Origin of the sequence: Shewanella zhuhaiensis (assembly GCF_022484835.1) — a bacterium.
GTDB lineage: Bacteria > Pseudomonadota > Gammaproteobacteria > Enterobacterales > Shewanellaceae > Shewanella > Shewanella khirikhana.
Map to the genome: position 1 here is coordinate 315,002 of NZ_JAKUDL010000002.1, position 20,159 is coordinate 335,160.

The 20,159-nt window shown below is 54.4% G+C and carries 22 protein-coding genes and 1 pseudogene; 12 read left to right on the plus strand and 11 right to left on the minus strand.

Annotated features, from left to right (window positions below; translation table 11 throughout):
* Positions 1-13 precede the first annotated feature (13 nt).
* Positions 14-178 (plus strand): hypothetical protein, encoded by a 165-nt coding sequence (locus MJ923_RS06950; protein ID WP_240590473.1) that lies wholly within the window; start codon positions 14-16, stop codon positions 176-178.
* A 231-nt stretch (positions 179-409) separates the two neighbouring features.
* Here MJ923_RS06950 and MJ923_RS06955 read toward each other — a convergent pair whose 3' ends face one another.
* The 3 genes from MJ923_RS06955 to MJ923_RS06965 form a co-directional block, all read right to left on the minus strand.
* The gene (locus MJ923_RS06955; protein WP_240590474.1) at positions 410-1,255 is read right to left on the minus strand and encodes a D-hexose-6-phosphate mutarotase; all 846 of its coding nucleotides are present in this window, start codon (positions 1,253-1,255) and stop codon (positions 410-412) included.
* A 219-nt stretch (positions 1,256-1,474) separates the two neighbouring features.
* The gene (locus MJ923_RS06960) at positions 1,475-2,074 is read right to left on the minus strand and encodes a VOC family protein (protein WP_240590870.1); all 600 of its coding nucleotides are present in this window, start codon (positions 2,072-2,074) and stop codon (positions 1,475-1,477) included.
* A gap of 12 nt (positions 2,075-2,086) precedes the next feature.
* Positions 2,087-2,584: a L,D-transpeptidase family protein gene (locus MJ923_RS06965; RefSeq protein WP_240590475.1), complete on the minus strand. Its 498-nt coding sequence runs from the start codon at positions 2,582-2,584 to the stop codon at positions 2,087-2,089.
* Between the two features lie 176 nt (positions 2,585-2,760).
* On the opposite strand from MJ923_RS06965, the gene MJ923_RS06970 reads away from it, so the two are divergent.
* From MJ923_RS06970 to tnpA, 3 genes and pseudogenes are all read left to right on the plus strand, one after another.
* The gene (locus MJ923_RS06970; protein WP_126167265.1) at positions 2,761-3,597 is read left to right on the plus strand and encodes an ion transporter; all 837 of its coding nucleotides are present in this window, start codon (positions 2,761-2,763) and stop codon (positions 3,595-3,597) included.
* A 9-nt stretch (positions 3,598-3,606) separates the two neighbouring features.
* Positions 3,607-5,118 carry an MATE family efflux transporter gene (locus tag MJ923_RS06975; RefSeq protein WP_240590476.1) on the plus strand — a complete coding sequence of 504 codons (1,512 nt, stop codon included), beginning with the start codon at positions 3,607-3,609 and terminating at the stop codon, positions 5,116-5,118.
* Positions 5,119-5,308: 190 nt separating this feature from the next.
* Positions 5,309-5,756, plus strand: a pseudogene (gene tnpA, locus MJ923_RS06980) (IS200/IS605-like element ISSham1 family transposase).
* 235 nt (positions 5,757-5,991) lie between these two features.
* On the opposite strand, the gene MJ923_RS06985 reads toward tnpA, so the two are convergent.
* A complete protein-coding gene (locus tag MJ923_RS06985; RefSeq protein ID WP_240590477.1) occupies positions 5,992-6,246 on the minus strand; it encodes a DUF2986 domain-containing protein in 255 nt (84 codons plus the stop codon).
* A gap of 57 nt (positions 6,247-6,303) precedes the next feature.
* Positions 6,304-6,744 (minus strand): hypothetical protein, encoded by a 441-nt coding sequence (locus MJ923_RS06990; RefSeq protein ID WP_240590478.1) that lies wholly within the window; start codon positions 6,742-6,744, stop codon positions 6,304-6,306.
* Between the two features lie 78 nt (positions 6,745-6,822).
* Here MJ923_RS06990 and MJ923_RS06995 point away from each other — a divergent pair, with 78 nt between their 5' ends.
* The 7 genes from MJ923_RS06995 (at position 6,823) to MJ923_RS07025 (ending at position 11,116) form a co-directional block, all read left to right on the plus strand.
* On the plus strand, positions 6,823-7,512 hold the full coding sequence (locus MJ923_RS06995) for an energy-coupling factor ABC transporter permease (protein ID WP_240590479.1): 690 nt from the start codon (positions 6,823-6,825) through the stop codon (positions 7,510-7,512).
* Between the two features lie 237 nt (positions 7,513-7,749).
* On the plus strand, positions 7,750-8,766 hold the full coding sequence (locus MJ923_RS07000) for a 2Fe-2S iron-sulfur cluster-binding protein (RefSeq protein ID WP_240590480.1): 1,017 nt from the start codon (positions 7,750-7,752) through the stop codon (positions 8,764-8,766).
* Positions 8,767-8,884: 118 nt separating this feature from the next.
* Positions 8,885-9,313 (plus strand): GNAT family N-acetyltransferase, encoded by a 429-nt coding sequence (locus MJ923_RS07005; RefSeq protein ID WP_126167259.1) that lies wholly within the window; start codon positions 8,885-8,887, stop codon positions 9,311-9,313.
* Positions 9,314-9,383: 70 nt separating this feature from the next.
* Entirely contained in the window at positions 9,384-10,088 is a 705-nt protein-coding gene (locus tag MJ923_RS07010) for a DUF445 domain-containing protein (protein WP_240590481.1), read from the plus strand.
* 121 nt (positions 10,089-10,209) lie between these two features.
* Positions 10,210-10,557, plus strand: coding sequence for a VOC family protein (locus tag MJ923_RS07015; RefSeq protein WP_240590482.1), 348 nt, complete (start codon positions 10,210-10,212; stop codon positions 10,555-10,557).
* A gap of 8 nt (positions 10,558-10,565) precedes the next feature.
* Positions 10,566-10,907, plus strand: coding sequence for a 5-carboxymethyl-2-hydroxymuconate Delta-isomerase (locus MJ923_RS07020; RefSeq protein WP_240590483.1), 342 nt, complete (start codon positions 10,566-10,568; stop codon positions 10,905-10,907).
* A gap of 8 nt (positions 10,908-10,915) precedes the next feature.
* Positions 10,916-11,116 (plus strand): DUF1289 domain-containing protein, encoded by a 201-nt coding sequence (locus tag MJ923_RS07025; protein WP_240590484.1) that lies wholly within the window; start codon positions 10,916-10,918, stop codon positions 11,114-11,116.
* A 50-nt stretch (positions 11,117-11,166) separates the two neighbouring features.
* Here the strand turns inward: MJ923_RS07025 and asnB are convergent, their stop codons facing one another.
* The 5 genes from asnB to purM all read right to left on the minus strand — a co-directional run bounded on the left by asnB (position 11,167) and on the right by purM (position 17,689).
* Positions 11,167-12,831, minus strand: coding sequence for an asparagine synthase B (gene asnB, locus MJ923_RS07030; protein WP_240590485.1), 1,665 nt, complete (start codon positions 12,829-12,831; stop codon positions 11,167-11,169).
* A 346-nt stretch (positions 12,832-13,177) separates the two neighbouring features.
* The gene (locus MJ923_RS07035; RefSeq protein ID WP_240590486.1) at positions 13,178-14,806 is read right to left on the minus strand and encodes a M28 family metallopeptidase; all 1,629 of its coding nucleotides are present in this window, start codon (positions 14,804-14,806) and stop codon (positions 13,178-13,180) included.
* A gap of 147 nt (positions 14,807-14,953) precedes the next feature.
* Positions 14,954-15,700, minus strand: coding sequence for an HAD-IIA family hydrolase (locus MJ923_RS07040; RefSeq protein WP_126167252.1), 747 nt, complete (start codon positions 15,698-15,700; stop codon positions 14,954-14,956).
* 313 nt (positions 15,701-16,013) lie between these two features.
* Positions 16,014-16,652, minus strand: a complete 639-nt coding sequence (purN, locus tag MJ923_RS07045; protein ID WP_126167251.1) for a phosphoribosylglycinamide formyltransferase — start codon at positions 16,650-16,652, stop codon at positions 16,014-16,016.
* Entirely contained in the window at positions 16,652-17,689 is a 1,038-nt protein-coding gene (gene purM / locus MJ923_RS07050; RefSeq protein ID WP_240590487.1) for a phosphoribosylformylglycinamidine cyclo-ligase, read from the minus strand. Before purM ends, purN begins: the two co-directional genes overlap by 1 nt.
* Positions 17,690-17,921: 232 nt before the next feature.
* Here purM and upp point away from each other — a divergent pair, with 232 nt between their 5' ends.
* Positions 17,922-18,548 (plus strand): uracil phosphoribosyltransferase, encoded by a 627-nt coding sequence (upp, locus tag MJ923_RS07055; protein WP_126167249.1) that lies wholly within the window; start codon positions 17,922-17,924, stop codon positions 18,546-18,548.
* Between the two features lie 109 nt (positions 18,549-18,657).
* Here upp and MJ923_RS07060 read toward each other — a convergent pair whose 3' ends face one another.
* The gene (locus MJ923_RS07060; RefSeq protein WP_240590871.1) at positions 18,658-19,977 is read right to left on the minus strand and encodes a Na+/H+ antiporter family protein; all 1,320 of its coding nucleotides are present in this window, start codon (positions 19,975-19,977) and stop codon (positions 18,658-18,660) included.
* Positions 19,978-20,159 lie beyond the last annotated feature (182 nt).

Sequence of the window (20,159 nt, forward strand, 5' to 3'; positions counted from 1 at the left end):
CGGCCAAACTGATATGGCCGCCAAAAAGCGACGCTTGGCTGCTCAGTCTTTAAGCAAGGCATTACAGCAAGCCCTTAAACAGCTTGTTGTATGCGGTCTGTTTCAGGTGAGATTAACGCTTGGTTTGCAGCGTCTGCTGGTGATGGATTTGTGGGTGATGCTTAATGTGTTTGCCTGACTGAAATCAAACGCAGTTTGCAAAATGGGGGCTTGCGAGCGGCAACATCCTGCCGAGCAGCTTGGCGGGATACAGCCTGGACACACAGCGCGAAAAACCAGCGCAAAACTTGAGAAAAGCCCGTGAAAAACCGGCGAAAGAAGAAGCAACGAGCAAGCTGATGTCAGCCTGGTAATAAAAAACGCGCCCGAAGGCGCGTTTATCGTTTTAGGTCAGGCCAGGCCGCAAAGGTTATTTCCAACGAATTATCGTCGACAGCTCGTGGGTTTGCCCTGGCTCCAGCACCAGCTTGTCTTCCAGTACATTGGCCGCTTCGAGGCAAACCATGCTGAGGTAGTCTTCATCGTTAAAACGGGTCAGCCACTTGGACTTGTCAATCCAGGGATTCCACAGCACCGCTGACTGGCTGTTCTCCCGCGCCACTTCAATCACGCCTTCCGGGGTATGCAGGGTTTGCACTGGGCCAAGGTCGGTGTAGACCCGGTCGGTTTCCCGGGTAAAGGTCACTTCATCGCCATCCTGCGGGTAGGGGCCTTCGCCAAACTCGATGTACTTGGCACCGCTGAAGCCTTTGGCGACCAGGGAATGAATATCCTGAATGGGGAAATAGCTGTGCAGCGCCTGGGTCAGGGTCACGGTTTCCTGGCCCACATTGCGGTTCACCAGGGTGACTTTGAGGACCTCGGTCAGGTGGAAGCGGACTTCCACTTCGGTGTCGTGTGGCCAGAAGCGCTTGTCCTGCTCACTGACGTTCAGGGTGAAGCTGAGTTCCACCGCTTCGTTGGCCATGCGGGTGTGTCTTAGGCTCCACAAACGGGTGCGGGCAAAACCGTGCTGGGGAAAGTCGGGGTTGCTGTGCATACCAAACCAGGGCCAGCAAACCGGAATGCCGCCACGAATGCCGCTGCCGGGTTGATAGTCGTCCGCCTCTGATACCCACAGCAGCGGCGCCTTACCGGCGGGCTGGAAAAAGTCTATCTGGGCGCCCTGTAAGAAAATTCGCGCCTTGCAAAAACGGGTATCGACATCGACATAATCGAGTCCATTGGGGTGTTTTTTGGTGGTAACCGACGCCATGGATGACATCCTCCATCAAGATGTTACGGGCCAGACCCGCTGAATACTCAGGCTACTTTACCCAAGAATTGGCGCCGGTATAAGCCGTAAAAAGTGCAATTACGGGTTTTGTCTGTTCGCTTGCTGAAACACTGAGCTGAAATGCCAAACATTCCCCGGTGGCTAGCCGGGGGCGGAGTGAGATAAGTAGATTTGCAGAGTCAGCCTGAACGTTGGGGCTCAGACTCGGGCTTGCTCGCTGGCGACGATGGCTTCGATGCTGTGGGGGTGCACTTTTACCGTCAGCCCCTGATAACCAAAGGCGATGGTAGGGTTGGCCAGCCGTTCGGCTTCGCCCTTGGGGGAGCTCATTTTGACTTTCACATCGGTGTTGCCATCGAGCACCGCAGCAAGTGAAGGGACTCTGGCAATCAGCTGAGCCGCCAGTTCCTCGCAGCTCTGAGCTTCACTGCCTTTTCCTGGGGCTTCGCCTTGGTCTGCACCGGGCAGGACCAGTTCGATATGCTCCCAGCCTTCCTGTGGATAGCGTTTTTCCGATGGGAAGGGCAGCTCGATGCAGGGCACTGACATGCTGCCAAGTATGAGCGGTTGATGCAGGCGGATGATCAAAATCGGTCTGCCATTGATGATATTGTCGCTGATGATATCGCCAAGATTGGCAAAATCGGCTTTCAGTTGCTCGGCGCCCTCGACACTGTTGACCCGCAGAGATGCATGGTCACATTCAAGCTTGAGCCCATCCAGCCCGAGCTTTTTCATCAGTTTCAGAATATTGGCTTCAAATTCGGCCCAGTTGGCGTACAGCTCACTTGCGAGCATCAAGGTTACCTCTTATGGCCAGATTTCGATGGGCGTGCCTGGGTCAATCAACTGCCACAGCTCATCCATTTCTTTGTTGGTCACGGCAATGCAGCCATTGGTCCAGTTGTACTTTTGGGCTTCTTCGGCGCTCAGAGGGGACTTGGGGTCCTGGCCGTGGATCATAATGGCGCCGCCGGGGCTTATCCCCAGCGCGCTGGCACGCAGCAGATCTTCTTCGTTGGGATAGGAGATATGGATAGAGCGGTAGTAGGCGCTGTCGGCCTTCTTGAAGTCGAGAATATAACGGCCCTGAGGCGTGCGCTGATCGCCTTCTTTAAGCTTGTGGCCTTTGGGGTTGTCTCCCATGGCGATGCGGTAGCTTTTAATCAGCTCACCACGGTAAAACACCTGCATTTGGGCGTCGGACTTGTTGACCACCACCAAATCCACCTTTTGACCAGGCTTGATGGCGGCCGCGCCGGCGCCAAAGGTGGCCAGCAAACACACAAAACAAAGCAAACGGAACATGATTACCCCAAAGAATACGACTAAGCGCCTCGCGCAGCCCCCGATTCTACCCAAGCAGGCCTGCGCTGAAAAGTCGGCAGAAAACCTGATTGAGAATTGTTTTTGAGCCAGACCCCAGTGCGTGGCACACTGTTAGCGTTTTGCTGCGATATCAGGGATTTCAGGGACAATACACCATGACTCAAGCGCCTGCTGCGCCAGAGAGCGAGCTACAGAAAAAACTCAGGATCATTATTTTTGGCACAGATACCCCTGCCGGACGCTGGTTCGACCTGGGGTTGATTCTGTGCATCATCGCCAGTGTTACCCTGGTGCTGCTGGACACGGTATCCAGCATTAACGAGCGCTGGGGCGATGTTATCCACGCCCTCGAGTGGGTATTTACGGTGATTTTTACCCTGGAATACCTGCTCAGAATTTATTGCTCTGCTCATCGTTGGCAGTACGCCCGCAGTTTTTACGGCATTGTGGATCTGTTGTCGGTGTTGCCAAGTTATCTGGCGCTGTTCTTCCCCGGGGCCAATTTTACCCTCATCATCCGGGTGCTGCGGCTGTTTCGTATTTTCAGGGTGCTCAAACTGCTGCGTTATTTGAGCGAAGGGAATCTGCTGCTCAAGGCCATGATGCAGTCCGGCCGTAAGGTATTTCTGTTTTTCTTCTCGGTGAGCCTTATCATCATGGTGCTCAGCGCCATCATGTACATGGTGGAAGGTCCGGAGAATGGCTTTTCATCCATTCCCAAATCCATCTACTGGACCATAGTGACCATCACCACGGTAGGCTATGGTGACATCACCCCAAAAACCGAATTAGGTCAGGCGATTGCTGCGCTGACCATGTTGATTGGTTACTCGATTATTGCCATCCCCACCGGGATACTTACCGCCGAGATTTCCCAGGAAATGGGCCGTAATCGCGATTTGCGCCGTTGCAGCAACTGCCTGAAAACGGGACACGATCAGGATGCTGAATATTGCAGCCGCTGTGGCAGCGAACTGCAGCGGGAGGTTTAAGCCACTACCATGACCGATGCCAAATTTGTAGAAGGCCCCATTCTTCGCCATATTCTGGTGATGAGCTCCACCGCTGCCGTGGGTATATCCGCGCTGTTTGTGGTGGATCTGATTGATATCTTCTTTTTGAGCCTGCTTGGGGAAGCAGAGCTTGCCGCCGCCGTGGGCTACGCGGGTACCATCTCGTTTTTCACCACCTCGATTGGTATTGGCCTCTCGATTGCGCTGGGGGCTCAGGTGTCCCGTGCCATTGGTGCCAGAGAGCCCGAAAACGCCAAGCGGCTGATGATGAGTTCGCTGCTGGTTACCCTAGCCGTGTCTACCCTTGTGGCCATTGTCGTTACCTTAAATATCCCGTCACTGGTGGCACTTGTTGGCGCCAGTGGCCGCACCGCAGAGCTGGCGGCGAGTTATCTCTATATTCTGGTGCCTTCGCTGCCGTTTATCTGCCTTGCAATGGCGCTGGGTGCTGCACTCAGGGCAGTTGGCGATGCCAAGCTGTCCATGGTGTCGACCCTGGTGGGCGGCGGCGTGAATCTGGTGCTCGACCCGATTTTTATCTTTCTGTTTGCCATGGGTATTGAAGGGGCGGCAGCGGCATCTGTGCTGGCAAGACTGTCGGTGCTGTTGGTGGCTGGGCGCGGCGTCTTTATCAAGCATCAGTTGGGGACAAAGCCCACGGTAGCAGGGGTGTTGGGAGACTTATCGCCCATTTTCGCCATCGCCGGACCGGCGATGTTGACCAATATTGCTACCCCCATAGGCAACGGTTTTATGACCCGGGCGATCGCAGGTTTTGGTGATGGTTATGTGGCTGGCTGGGCTGTGCTAGGCCGCTTAACGCCGGTGGCTTTCGGGATGATATTTGCGCTTTCCGGCGCCATTGGCCCCATTGTGGGGCAAAACTTTGGCGCCCGGCGTTTCGATAGGCTGCGGGAATGCCTTACCCAGTCGCTGCTGTTTTGCGGCGCCTATGTATTGGGGATGTCGCTGATTTTGTTTATCGCCCAGGACTTTATTGTTCATGTGTTTGATATGAAAGGGGATGCCGCCGAGTTTATCGGCTTCTTCCTAACCTATATCGCGGTGTTTTTTGTGTTCTCGGGCGCGCTGTTTGTTGCCAATGCTTCGTTTAACAATCTCGGTAAAGCCAAATATTCCACCGTGTTTAACGTGGGCAAGGCGACTCTGGGCACCTTGCCGTTTATCTGGCTTGGGGCGCAGTATGGCGGCGTATACGGAGTACTGATTGGCCAGGTCATAGGCTCGGTACTCTTTGGTATCGCCGGGGTGTATACCGCCTATCGGTTGGTGGGGGCAATTGAGGGCGATAAGTCCGCTGCCAGGGCTGATGTGGATGATGAAGTAATGCCCGCCAGCAGCAGTCCGCTGTCGTCTTCGTTTGCGCAGATGGCAACCCACACCGAGGAGAAAGACTGCCTGGGTGCCCAGGAGGCCACCGAGTTTTTGGTCACCCCCGATAGCGACGCTGTGCCAGGGAAAAGACCATCATCGAGCTAGCGGGCGCACCTTGATGAATTTGGCAGAAGCGGCACATAAAAAAACAGGCTCCATATGAGCCTGTTTTTTTATTGTCACCCTAAAACCACCTCCTATGGTGGTGGTGATCGTTCTAGTGGGGCTTTGCCCGTAGAATGCCCATGCTAAATACTCCCTCGGTTTGTTACCAGCAAATCAAGGAGTAAGTAGCATGAGCAGATATGAATCCGCGTCTCACGTGTTCTATCGCTGTCAGTATCACCTCGTTTGGACACCGAAGTACAGGTACAAAATCCTAAAAGGTAATCTTGGCAAAGAGCTTTATCGAAGTATTTATGTTTACTGCAACATGAAGAAATGCAGAGTCAGTAGAACTGAATGTGCAGGAAGATCATGTTCATCTAGTAGTTAGAACTCCACCGAGTCTAAGCGTGTCGGACTTAATGGGTTTTGTAAAAGGAAGAACGGCAATCAGAATGTTTGCGAAATTTCCGTATTTGAGAAAGCAAAAGCTCTGGGGGAATCACTTTTGGCAAAGAGGCTATTTTGTTGACTCGGTAGGAGCGAACGAAGAGATAATCCGCAGATATGTACGGCACCAAGAAAGGACAGCCAAAGAAGAAGAGAAACGGCAGATAGCATTGGGGCTTGAAGGTTAGTTTTTAAGCCCCCTTTTAGGGGGCAGTGTCAAAGCCACCTGCTATGCAGGTGGATTTTTACTTCTGATGCGTTGTGGCAAGGTTTATGCGAAACAGTTCATGCGAAACAGTTTATGCGGAATAGTTCGTGCGACAAAGCTCGTGCAAACACTCGTTTCAATAAGCGTGAGCAGAGTTTTGGGCAAAAAGACGCTTTTGCACCTGTGCTCAAAGCGCGTTTCACCGCTGCCGTGGTTCAGCCGGGCTGACCGTTATGCTCAGCGACATCAGAATGAGCCTCTGCTACTTGAGTGTCAGAAGCCTGAGTCTCGGAAGCCTGAGTCTCAGAAGACAGGGCCTCTTCGGCCTGTGCTTCTGCTTCCATTTTGGCGCGCTCGGCCTTGGAAATGTATCTGTCTTTGGCTGCACCGGCGTTGGGTTTTTCTTTCTTGTTTTCCCGGGCCTTGGTGCGCTTGGCCATTTTTTTGATGAGTGCCTGTCGTCTGTTCATTATGAGCTCCAAAATCGAGCGGCGAATACTACCGAAATGGCGGGTGTTTTTCCAGTGTCAGCCTTTGCTGCCAAAGCGCTGTCTGTCCTCATCGGATGCGCTTTCGTTGCACTCGCCGCGGATCTCGGCTCTGTCTGCCTGGATAAGCCGACTGATTTCGGTGCTGCCTTCCCGGCAGTAGCCCGACATTGCCAGGGTGCGGGCAAGGCCGATTTCAATCTGTTCGGTCCAGGTGGTTAAGTCCACCGATGGGCGACTGCGGCTGCTGCGTGTCAGGTTTCTCGATGGCAGTGGTGGTAAGGCGTCTGCGGCGCTGGGAGCACTGGCGCTTACGCTGTAGGTGAACAGCTTCAGGCCGTTGTCTTTGATGCTGGTGCTCAGACGATCGCGAATTTTCCCGGCATAGCTGATGTCCGGCTCATCTGTGTCCGGGGCGCTGCTGGAGCAGGCGCCGAGGCTTAAGGTGACGATGGCGAGCAGCAGACTTCTTGATAACACTGTTTTCTTTCCCCGGAAATGATTGATAATCAGATGTATCAAGAGTACCCATATCCAATCGGGAATCAATTCATTTTCATGCTCGAGTTCTGGCAGGGCCTGCTGGCCAACATACAGTGGCAGCTGAGCGGCGCCGATGCGCTGGGGCTGCTGTTGCTTGGGCTTTGGCTGTGGCTGATTTATCCATCCCGGGATTTGGCCGAGCTTGCTGCCAACCGGCAATTGCAGGGCAGGGCGCTGTTGGCGCTCAGCGCCATGATGGGCATTTGGTTGTTCAATGCCAGTATCCATGGGCTGTTGCAGCTGCATTTTCTGGGACTGGTTACCCTGATGCTGATGTTCTCATGGCGATTGGCCACCATGCTGGCGTTGCTGCCGAGCGCTTTTTATTGCGTGTTTGTCTTAAAAGCCCCTGGCCACTTTGGTGCTTACGCGTTGATGGGCGTGTGTCTGCCACTGTTTGTGGCCTTTGTTATTCATAACCGCAGCTTTTACCTGCTGCCGAAAAATCTGTTTGTGCTGATTTTTGTCAGTGGCTTTGCCAATGCAGGCCTCAGTCAGTTGAGTCACGAGAGCTTTTGGTCGCTCTGGCTCGGTATTTCCGGCACTTACAGCTGGCAGGTGCTGTGGCACGACTATCTGTCGCTGTCGATTCTGATGATGTTCCCCGAAGCTTTGCTCAATGGCATGGCGGTGACCCTGCTGGTGGTGTATCGCCCCGAGTGGCTTGCCGACTATTCTGATCGCCATTATCTGTGGCGTGGCTAGGCACGGTATAAGTTCAGACTAAACTCAGACCAAAACGCAGATAAAGGTTCAGAACAAGACAGGGTTAGAGGCTGAGTTCAGGAACCCGGCGCCTATTCTGAAGGTCGAACAGGTGATCGGCGCCCGTAAAATCGCCGCCGACACGGATAACACCTAAGGTTCACTTGACTTTGACAACCAATGTCAGCATCTTGGGGCGTTCGAATTCCTTCCCCGGCAGGGAGAGCCACACAAGCTATGACGCTGTTTTTTCTGGATAACCAGCGCTTTCATGCCGAGCCCGGCGAAACCATTCTTTCCAGCCTTAAACGGGCGGGCCATCCCCATAATTATTCCTGCACCAAAGGCCTGTGCCGCTGCTGCTTATTGAAGCTGGATGAAGGTCTGGCGCCTGCCAAAGCGCAGAAAGGACTTGAGCCTGAACTCAAAGCTGAGGGGCTGCTGTTTGCCTGCCAGTGCGTGCCCAAAGAAGGCATGAAGCTGTCTGTGCTCAATGAAGCGGTGTTAATGCCGGCAAGGCTGCTGGATAAACAGTCCATAGGCGCCGATGTGCTCAGGCTGGTGCTACGGCCACAGGATGCGACCGGGTTTCATGCGGGACTGTGTGTCGGACTCAGGGCGCCTGGCGAAGATGGCCAAAGTGCCGGCATGGGCCGAACCTATGGCATTGCGCCAGGGCTGGGCGAGGGCACAATCGCGTTTCATATCCGGCGTAAGCGCAATGGCCAGTTCAGCCAGTGGCTGTGCCAGCAGGCCAATGTGGGCGATACCCTGATGCTGACCCGTCCCTGGGGTCGCTGCGATTATCGCAGTGAGTACCTTAATGACGAACTGATTGTGGTGGCCTTTGGTACAGGTATCGGCCCGGCGCTTGGCATGGTGCAGGCGGCCTTGCTCGCTGGCCATGAAAAGCCGATCCATCTGTACCATTGGGGTAAGTATCTCGACGATTTGTATCTGCACCGGCCGCTGCTAAAACTGATGCTGGAGCATCGCAATCTGTTTTATCAGGGGCTGATTGCCGCCCAGAGTGATAAAGAGCGTATCGATAACAACCGCGTGCGGCTGATTGGTGTACCCGAAGTGCTCAAAGAGCGCCATGAACTGGGCCGCGATAAGCGTCTGTTTCTGTTTGGTGAGCCGGATATGGTGGCCAAGGTCACCGAATATGCCTTTTTGAGTGCCCTGGATATGGAGCGAATTCACAGCCAGTCATTTGAGTATCGCGACCTTCGCAAACGGCCCCGAAAGTAGCCGGTTTTGATGGCGCCAGTCCGGGTAAAAGTTGCAGTGTCTTTTTTAATTTCATTATGTTAAGTTTCCTTGAAGTCGTTCCGGACGTCTGGAGCATAGGTAAATTCAAGGAAGAAGCATGCAAATACGTTTAGCCTCGGAAAACGATCTCGACAATCTGGTTCCCCTGTTCAATGCCTATCGCCAAAGCCTGGGCAAAGAATCCGATCCCATTGGCGTTAGGGAGTTTATTGCCAGCCGCCTGTGCGAAAATGATTCGGTGATCTTTGTGGCACTGGACGAGCACAATGCGGTCGGGTTCATTCAGTTATACCCCTCATTTTCATCGCTGCATTTGAAGCCGATTTGGTACTTTGATGACAGCTATGTAACCCCTGCTTATCGTGACCGTGGTGTGGCCCAAATGCTGGCCGACAAGGCCATGGAACTTGCCGGCGAAACCGACGTGCTGATCGTTCGTCGCACCCTGGTGGATGATTCCACCTCAGTGGCACTCGACACCGACACTGGTGATCGCAACATCTATCAGCTGCTCGCTTCCCGCTAAGGGCGTTGGACTTGGTTGGACAACTTGCTAAAATGCCGCCGATTTTTGCATAGTCCAACCGGGGGATCCGATGAACAAAGGTTTGGTAACCAATGGTGTGGCCGCAGCGGTCACGGCGACAGGCTTGGCCACGGGCCAGCCCCTTGTCACCTCTGTCGGCCTGTTCTCGCTGTCGGGCGCGATTACCAATGAGCTCGCCATTCATATGCTGTTCGAAAAGGTGCCGGGCCTGTATGGCTCCGGGGTTATTCCTGCCAAGTTTGAAGCCTTTAAAGCAGCCATTCACAATCTGATGATGAGTCAGTTTTTTACTGATGAAAACATCGACCGTTTCTTAAGTGGCCAGGCTGGCAGCAAGATGCTGGATCTGACCCCCGTCATCGACAAGATTGATTTAAGCCCCGCCTTCGATGCATTAGTGGCCACAGTGGCGCAATCATCCTTTGGCGGCATGTTGTCCATGTTTGGCGGCGTGGAAGCGCTTGAACCCATGAAGGCACCCTTCGAAGAAAAGATGAAGGCATCGTTGGCTGAAATCGCCAGCTCCGACAGCTTCCATGAGCTTTTGGTCAATGAGTTGGAAAGCCCGCAAATGCTCAGTGATTTCAAAGGGCAGATAGCCCAAATCGTGCAAAGCCGACTGGATGAGCTGACCCCTGAGCTGGTGAAAACCCTGGTGCAGGAGATGATCCGCGAGCATTTGGGTTGGCTGGTGGTATGGGGCGGAGTATTTGGTGGTCTCATCGGTCTTGTTGCCGGATTGCTGCAGGGATAAACTGGCGTTGAATGGGGCGCATGAAGCGCCCTGACACCTGACTTGCACGTCGATGCGCCGCCGGAAGTGCTAACTCCGGGCTGCGCAGGAAGCTCAGCATGACTGTGAAAGGGAGCGCAGTATGAACCGGGTTGATTGCATCAACTATCTTGAGATCCCCTGCCGGGACCTTAACGCCACCAAAGCCTTCTTTGCCGCCGCCTTCGGTTGGCAGTTTATGGATTATGGCCCTGAATACAGCTGCTTTCTCGATGTCGGAATCGATGGCGGCTTTTATCAGGCCCCTGCCAGTTTCAGCGCCCAGGCGGCGCCCCTTATCGTGCTTTACAGCGACAACCTTGCCCTGAAGCAAGAGCACATAATGCACCATGGCGGTCGCATCGTGCGCTCGGTATTCAGTTTCCCCGGCGGTCGCCGTTTTCATTTTGCCTGTCCCAGCGGTAACGAATATGCCGTTTGGTCAGAATAGGAGAGCAAGTGCCACATTGTGTGATTGATTTTTCGCCTGATTTAATGGGCGACGAGCTGGCTCTAAAGCTTACCCAAGCCTGCCATGGCGCCATGCTGCAAAGCGGCCTGTTCGACCCTGTGTCGGTGAAAACCCGCGCCTACCGGGCCGATGCGGCGCTCACCGGTCAGGGCGATGACAGCTTTATCCATGTGGATATTGCCATTATGCCCGGCCGCAGCAGCGAGCAGAAACTGGCGCTGATGCAAGCGGTGGCCGATGCCATTGCCACGGCGGATGTGGTGGCATCGAGCCTGACCATGGAAGTGCGTGAGCTTGTGCAGGCGCACTACATGAAGAAGCTCGCCTGAGCCTGAAAATGGACAAGGTCCCGTCGCCCTGTGTACGCAACTGTTGTCTGAATGATGACGACATTTGCCTGGGGTGTGGCCGCAGTTATCAGGAAATTCTCGACTGGCACGGCGCCGATGAAGCACAGCGGCAACAGATCCTGCAGTTGGCGAGTGAGAGATTGGCGGCAATGGCGCGAAAGCGCCGCCATGGCCTTGGTGATAGCTAGCCTGGATAACGAAAAGCCCCGCAATCGCGGGGCTTTTACATTGCTGAGTATCAGTAACTTTGGGCGTGCACTTCACGCACTGCGCGGCCGGAGGGGTCGATAATGCCTTGCAGGCTTTCATCCCAGGCAAGCGCCTCTGGGGTAGAGCAGGCGACACTCTTGCCACCGGGCACAGTGAGCGCAGCAGACTCCAGCGGGAACAGCTCTTCAAAGAAGCAGCGATAGAAATATGCTTCCTTGGTTTCCGGGGTGTTGTGCGGGAAGCGGAAACGGGCGTTGGCGAGCTGCAAATCATCCACCTGAGCGGCAGCCTGCTCCTTGAGACCATCAATCCAGCTGTAGCCTACGCCATCACTGAACTGCTCCTTCTGGCGCCAGGCAATCTCAGCTGGCAGCTTATGCTCAAAGGCTTCACGCAGAATGTGCTTCTCGATTTTGCCCTTGCCGGACATCTTGGCGGCAGGGTTTAAGCGCATTGCTACGTCCATAAATTCTTTGTCGAGGAAGGGCACCCGCGCTTCCAGACCCCAGGCCGCCATGGCCTTGTTGGCACGCAGGCAGTCGAACAGGTGCAGCTTGTCGAGTTTACGCACCAGCTCCTCGTGGAAGGCCTGTGGGTTTGGCGCCTTGTGGAAATACAGGTAGCCGCCAAAAAGCTCGTCTGCGCCTTCACCCGAGAGCACCATCTTAATGCCCATCGCCTTGATTTTACGTGCCATCAGATACATAGGGGTGGCTGCGCGAATGGTGGTCACATCGTAGGTTTCAAGGTGATAGATCACATCCTTTATGGCATCCAGCCCTTCCTGGAAGGTGAAATGGATTTCGTGGTGAATGGTGCCAATGGCGTCCGCCACCTTACGGGAGGCTGCCAGATCCGGCGAGCCTTTAAGACCCACGGCAAAGGAGTGCAGCTGTGGCCACCAGGCTTCGCTTTCATCGTCATCTTCGATGCGGCGCTTGGCAAAGGTTTGGGTAATGGCTGAAACAATAGAGGAGTCCAGACCACCGGAGAGCAGCACCCCATAGGGCACATCTGACATCAGCTGACGCTTGACCGCCGCTTCCAGTGCGGCGCGCAGTTCATCCACGCTGGCCTCGTTCTCGGCCACAGCTTCATAGGATTTCCAGTCACGCTGATAGTAGTGTACGGGCGCCGCGTCGCTGCTCGACTGGTAGTGACCGGGGGCGAAGGTTTCCACGGTTTTACACACGGGCACCAGTGCCTTCATTTCAGAAGCCACGTAGAAGTTGCCCTGGGCGTCGCGGCCAGTGTAAAGCGGAATGATGCCAATATGGTCGCGACCAATCAGGTAGGTGCCCTTGGCCTTGTCGTAGAGCACAAAGGCGAAGATGCCGTTGAGTTTGTCGAGGAAATCGCTGCCATATTCCTGATACAGCGACAGGATCACCTCGCAGTCACTGTTGGTCTGATAGCTGTACTTGTCGCCAAGCTCGGCTTTGAGTTCTTTGTGGTTGTAGATTTCGCCGTTCACCGCCAGCACCAGGCTGCCGTCTTCGCTCAGCAGTGGCTGGGCACCGTGTTCAATGTCGACAATGGCAAGGCGTTCGTGGGCCAATACTGCGTGGTCATCGGCATAGATACCTGACCAGTCGGGGCCGCGGTGACGCAGCAGCTTGGACATTTCCAATGCTACCTGGCGCATGGCTTTGGCATCGGACTGGATATCGAGAATGGCAAAAATCGAACACATAACAAACTCCGCACTTTACTTCCTGAGCATCAATGTTTAGCCACTTTGCCAGCGAAATCTTCAATACGCAAACACAAAAACTGATGAATCGACATTTAAATTGATTCTTTGGTGCAGTGATCGCGAGATATACGCCTCCAAAAATGACGAATCGCCAAAATTATGCTTCGGATTTTGATGATGCTGGATTTTTTGGGGGATGCAGCCGACTGGGATTGGCAGATCGGCAACCGCTTGGCAGCACTGCAACTTATTGCTGCTTTGAGTTGTTTGCGCACAAAATAAACAGGGCATCCGAAGATGCCCTGCATTGCTATTTGTCTTTCCTGGCACAAGTGCCAAAAGGTCAGTTCGCCGGCCTTAACGGATAAAACTCGCTGCGCTGGTAATAGCCGGGGCGGTGATCGTTGTTGGCAAGTTCACGGGCCACTTTATAAAACACCGCCATATCTTCCAGCGCGCCGGATAAATCCCACTCGGCGCGGTATTCATCACAGACATTGTGATAGCAGCCTTTCATCTTGGCCTGCATTTCCTGCTTGTAGGCGGCGGTGGCTTCATCAACCGGGATGCTGCCGCCACCGGCAAATACCGCAGGTACGCCAAGCTTGGCAAAGCTGAAATGGTCAGAGCGGAAAAAGCCGCCGGAGGCCGGGTTCTTCTCTGGCACGGCTTCGCGGCCCTGAGCTTTGGCGGCGGCGCTGAGGTAGTCTTCCAATTGAGACTGGCCTTTACCGACTATGGTGAAGTCTTTGGTGCGGCCATACACATTGGTGGAGTCAAGGTTCAGCACTGCAATGCTGTTATCGATGGGGAACAGCGGGTGGGCGGCATAATAGCGTGAGCCCAACAGTCCCTGTTCTTCGCCCGTGGTGGCGATAAAGGTCAGTGAGCGGCGGTTTTTAAAGCCCATGGCATCCAGCGCCGCGAACTGGCGCGCAATTTCGAGAATGCCTGCCACGCCTGAGGCGTTATCCAGGGCGCCGTTATAGATTTTGTCGCCCTCGCGGCTGTCATCTTTGCCGATATGGTCCCAGTGGGCGGTAAAGAGGATATGCTCGTCGGCCTTGTCGGTGCCGGGCAGGGTAGCGACCAGATTGTGGCTGTCAGAGAAACTGGCACTGTTGGCAAAGGCGATATCGGCGCTTTTGCCAAGGGGCTGATTGAGTGAGTGCTGGGCTGCTTCTTTGCTGAGAGTGTCGAGGGACAGATTGGCATCGGCAAACAGGGCCTTGGCGGTTTCCAACTGCATCCAGCCTTCCACCTGAACCCGGGGAGCGGCATCCGGGCTGGAAACCAGATCCTGCTGCGGTCCGGTCCAGCTGTTTTCCACCACAGACCAGGGGTAAGACGCCGGCGCCGTGTCGTGGATGATAATGGCGCCAAGGGCTCCCTGGCGGCCAGCTTCGGCAAATTTGTAGTCCCAGCGACCGTAGTAGGTCATGGCTTTGCCTTTGAACTTGCCAGTTTCAGGCAGCGCAAAACCCGGGTCGTTCACCAGAATAACGGCAATCTTGCCATTCATATCCAGCCCGGCGTAGTCGTCCCAGTCATATTCAGGGGCCTTGATGCCGTAGCCGACAAACACCAGTGGTGCATCCTTGATATCGACGCCCTGATTGTTGTGGCGGCTGCCAAGCACTATGTCTTTGCGATAGGCGGGGTGCAAACTGCCGAGGCGAATGCTCTGCTGCTCGGAGGCGGTGTAGGTCACCATGGGCACGCTTTGTAAAAAGCTGCCGCCGTTGGCGCCCTTGAGCCCGGCCGCCTTAAAGGCGGTGGTCAGGTAATCGAGGGTCAGCTTTTCGCCCTGGGTAGTGGGTGCTCTGCCTTCGAAGGCGTCGGATGACAGCACCTTGATATCATTACGAAAACGGGCCTCATTGAAGTCCGGCTCTGGTACTTTTTGGCTGACCATACCGCCCTGAGAGCAGGAGGTGAGCAGCAAAAGCCCCAGCGGGAGCAAAGGTTTCATAGGGTACCTTGTTATTTTTGTGTTGTTTTTGTTTGAATTTGATTGCGGCGCCCATAATGACAAAGGCCGCTTACCTGTGACAAGGCAAACGGCCAAAATTTAGTGTCAATTTGTGACTGTGGCAGCGCTGCTGCCAGCGTCAAATCGTTACACCACGTCGATATCCCCGGCGCAGTTAAACACGTGATTGGGGCGAAACGGCTCTTTTTCGATATCTTCGAGACGACTGACGCCCGAGAGCACCAGGATGGTTTCCAAGCCTGCCTGGAAGCCCGCCAGAATATCGGTGCGCATGTTGTCGCCGATGATCACCGTATTGTCGGAATGGCCGTTAATATGATTCAGCGCCGAGCGTATTATCCAACTGCTGGGCTTGCCCACGTAAAAGGGTTTGCGGCCGGTAATACGCTCGATAGGGGCACACAGGGCGCCGCAAGCTGGCGAATACGCGGGGCCGTGGGTGTCCGGGTTGGTGGCAATAAAACGGGCACCTGCGGCCACGAAACGGGCCGCTTTATGGATCATGTCCCAGTTGTAGGAGCGGGTTTCACCCACAATCACAAAGTCGGGGTTGATGTCAGTGATGGTAAAGCCCGCTTTATACAGCTCGTGGGTGAGGGCGCCTTCGCCAATCACAAAGGCTTTGCTGCCCTGCTGGTGCTTTAAAAAGTCCGCAGTAGCCATGGCGGCAGTATAGAAACACTCTTCCGGCACATTAATCCCCGCTGCTTCGAGGCGGTTTTGCAGATCTTTACCAGTCTGCACCGGATAGTTGGTGAGGATCACCAGCGGATTGCCCTGCTCGAGAATGCGATGAATAAACTTGTCGCTGCCTGGTACCAGCTTGTTGTCGTGAAGCAAAACTCCGTCGATATCACAGATGATGTTTTTCATTAAAAAATCCTTAAGACTCCCGTCCCTGGAGAGAATAATGGACGGCTTGTCTATCTAATGCCAATTGGTGCACATTTTCAATGGCGGATTGAAAATCGACCTGACACATTGCTGGTTTCGTTAATCTGACTGACTTTTTGCAAGAGATGCTGCCAGAGGTGCAGCAAGAGGTGCAGCAAGAGGTACTCACTGGCTGCTCAATGGCTTTAAGCCTGCTGCGATATAAAAGGTCTGAGCATGATGGCGATGGATGCGTAAAAAACAAAAGAGGCCGGTGGCCTCTTTTGTGGGTGAAAATCAGTGAAAACGGATATCAATCCGGGGCATAACCGCCAGGGCCGATAGCATCGCCATCGAGGAAAGCGGTGTCGTCTTTCATCGCAAGACGGCCCTGAGCAAACCATTTCACCACCAGTGGGTAGATGGCATGCTCCTGCTCATGAACCCGCTCGGCCAGCAGGGTAGCGTCGTCACCTTCGTAGATGGGGACCTTGGCCTGCAACACTACTGGGCCGGCATCCAGCTCGGGGGTAACGAAGTGCACGCTGGCACCGTGCTCGCTGTCACCTGCGTCAATGGCGCGCTGGTGAGTGTCGAGGCCAGTGTACTTGGGCAGCAGTGACGGATGAATATTGAGCATACGACCCAGGTAGCGGGTCACGAATCCATCGGAGAGGATCCGCATAAAGCCGGCCAGCACAATCAAATCGGGCTGGTAGGCTTCAATTACCTCGGTCAGACGCGCGTCATAGTCCGCACGCTTCTCACCCTTGCGGGCGATGACGCAGCTGGTGTCTATCTCGGCGTGATGGGCACGTACCAGGCCATAGGCATCGGGCTTGTTGCTGATAACGCCAACCAGTTCAACACCATGTTGGCCATGGCACTGGTCGATAATGGCTTGCAGGTTACTGCCACTGCCAGAGATAAGGACGACGACGCGACAACTCATTACAGGATCTCCACCTGCTCTTCATCGCCGTTACGATCGGCGATATGACCAATGTGCCAGGCGTTCTCGCCTTCGGCCTTGAGCAGTTCAAGTGCGGCATCCACCTTGTCTGCAGGCAGAGCAACAACCATGCCCACGCCGCAGTTGAAGGTGCGATACATTTCATAGGTTTCGATGTTGCCGGCGCTTTGCAGCCAGTCAAACACCACGGGCCACTGCCAGGAGTCACCCTTCACCACGGCCTTGCAGTTTTCAGGCAGAACGCGGGGGATGTTTTCCCAGAAACCGCCGCCGGTGATGTGCGCCATGGCGTGAACATCGTTTTCGGCAATCAGTTTCAGCAGTGATTTCACATAAATCTTGGTCGGTTCCAGCAGGTGCTTGATAAGCGGCTTGCCATTCAGATCCATTTGAGGATCGGCCTGGCTCACTTCCAGCACCTTACGGATCAGCGAGTAACCGTTTGAGTGAGGTCCGCTTGAGGCCAGGGCAATCAGGGCGTCACCGGCTTTCACCTTGGTGCCGTCGATGATGTCAGCTTTCTCAACCACGCCCACGCAGAAACCGGCCAGGTCATAGTCTTCGCCTTCGTACATGCCAGGCATTTCGGCGGTTTCACCACCGATAAGGGCACAACCAGACTGGAAGCAACCTTCACCGATACCGTTTACCACAGAGGTGGCGGTTTCCACGTCCAGCTTGCCGGTTGCGTAGTAGTCGAGGAAGAACAGCGGCTCAGCGCCCTGAACGATCAGGTCGTTCACACACATGGCAACCAGATCCACACCTACGGTGTCGTGGCTCTTGAAGTCGATAGCCAGACGCAGTTTGGTTCCCACACCGTCAGTGCCAGACACCAGAACAGGGTGCTTGTACTTGGAAGGCAGTTCACACAGGGCACCAAAACCACCCAGGTTACCCATCACCTCAGGGCGGCGGGTACGCTTAACGGCAGACTTGATGTTTTGAACCAGTGCATTGCCTGCGTCGATATCGACACCGGCGTCTTTATAGCTCAGTGGGGTAGGAGTGCTCACGGAGGATCCTCTAGATAGGGTACATCGAGTGGTTTTTATTGGGGGCGTATTCTACCAGTTTGTGAGGGGTGTCGAAAGGGCAGTTTTGGTTTTAAGCTTGGGTTTTCACCAGCAGTTAAGCGACTTGCTTCACGATTCAACGTTTTCACAAAACTTTCTGTTTTATCTAAAGAACAAATACACTAAAATCGAAAAAATTTGCCCGAAAAATGCCAACACGCAGGAGTGAGACATGAAAGTTGTCGAGGTTAAGCATCCCCTGGTTCGCCACAAGATTGGTCTGATGAGAGAAGGTGACATCAGCACCAAGCGTTTCCGTGAACTCGCCGCCGAAGTGGGCAGTCTGCTCACCTACGAAGCCACCGCTGACTTTGAAACCGAAACCGTCACCATCGAAGGCTGGAATGGCCCGGTGGAAGTGGATCAGATTAAAGGCAAAAAAGTGACTGTAGTACCGATTCTGCGCGCCGGTCTTGGGATGATGGATGGTGTGCTTGAGCATATCCCCAGCGCCCGTATCTCTGTGGTGGGTATCTACCGCGACGAAGAAACCCTCGAGCCTGTGCCTTACTTCGAAAAGCTGTGCAGCAACGTGGATGAGCGTATCGCCCTGGTGGTTGACCCCATGCTGGCCACCGGCGGCTCCATGATTGCCACCATCGACCTGTTGAAAAAACGCGGTTGTAAGCATATCAAAGCACTGGTACTGGTGGCGGCGCCAGAAGGTATTGCTGCACTCGAAAAAGCCCATCCAGACATTGAGCTGTATACAGCGGCGGTTGATAAATGCCTGAATGAAAAAGGCTATATCCTGCCAGGTCTTGGCGATGCCGGTGACAAGATTTTCGGCACCAAGTAAGTTGCCAGAAAACAAAAAAAGCGCCCTCGGGCGCTTTTTTGTTGCTTGATAATTCGCTTCACAGCATAACTCAGGTCAGAGCAACACTTACGTCAAAGCAACACTTCCGTCAGAGCACCATAGCCGCTATCCAGCCAAACACCAGCAGTGGGATGTTGTAGTGAATAAAGGTTGGGATCACGCTGTCACGCATATGGTCGTGCTGGCCGTCGGCGTTAAGGCCAGCGGTGGGGCCGAGGGTGGAGTCAGACGCAGGTGAGCCCGCATCCCCCAGTGCTGCAGCCGTGCCCACCAGAGCAATGGTTGCCGGTACCGAAAAGCCAAATGACAGCGCCAGCGGCACATAGATGGTGGCAATAATCGGGATGGTGGAAAAAGACGAGCCAATACCCATGGTGATAAGCAGGCCGACCAGCAGCATCAAAAAGGCCGCCAGCGCCTTGTTATCGCCAATCAAACCACTCAGAGACGACACCAGATTGCCCACATCACCGGTGGCTTTCACCACGGCGGCAAAGCCTGCGGCAGCAATCATAATAAAGCCGATATTGGCCATCATGCGCACGCCCTGGGTGAAAATATCCTGATCTGCCACATGCTTAAGGGCGCCGGAGAGGCTGAACACCATAAAGCCAATCAGGGCACCGAAAATCATTGAATCTGTGTAGAGCTGCACCGCCAGAGTTGCCAGCACGGCGATAACTGCCACCACCAGGCTGCGGCCATTGACTTTGGCTTCCGGCTCGGCGGCAAGAATGGTTTCTTCCACATAGTCTCTGGGTTTGCGGTAGCTGATAAACACCGCCACCAACAATCCAATAATCATGCCGATAGCCGGAATGAGCATAGCGCCGGGAACCTGCTCGCGGGTGGCTTCAAGGCCATTGCCTGTCAGGTTTGCCAGCAGAATGTCGTTCAGGAAGATACCGCCAAACCCCACAGGAAGCACCATATAGGTGGTGACCAGACCAAAGGTCAGCACACAGGCCACCAGACGGCGGTCGAGCTTAAGCTTTGACATCAGGTGCAGCAGCGGTGGCACCAGTATGGGAATAAAGGCAATGTGGATTGGCAATATGTTCTGGGAGGCCATCGCCATGGCGAGGAGTGCAATGAGCAGCAAAATACGCACGGCGCCGAGGGCTTGGGTATCGTTTTCCCGGCCAAGCTTTTTAATCACCGACTGGGAGATAACAGTGGTGAGTCCGGAATGGGACAGGGCAACCGCAAAGGCGCCCAGCAGCGCATAACTCAGGGCGATCTGGGCGCCGCCGCCAAGGCCGGTATTAAAGGCATTTATGGTGGCAGAGATATCCATCCCGCCCCACAGCCCCGCTGCCAGGGCGCTGATGGTCAGCGCAATAACCACGTTTACCCGCGCAAGGCTCAGGCCCAGCATCAGGCAAACCGCAATAACCACGGAGTTCATCATGAAAAAGTCTTCATCGAGTCAAAAGGGCTATTTTTGACAGTCTTTCCCACGCTTGTCCAGCAGCTTGCCTGAAATGACGCTGAAATTTGGCAATTGTGATCCTGCGCGGTTCCACAGATGCAAAGACCGTGATCTGCATAAGGGCATTACGGCGATAAAATACGCTTCCGGCCCCTTCT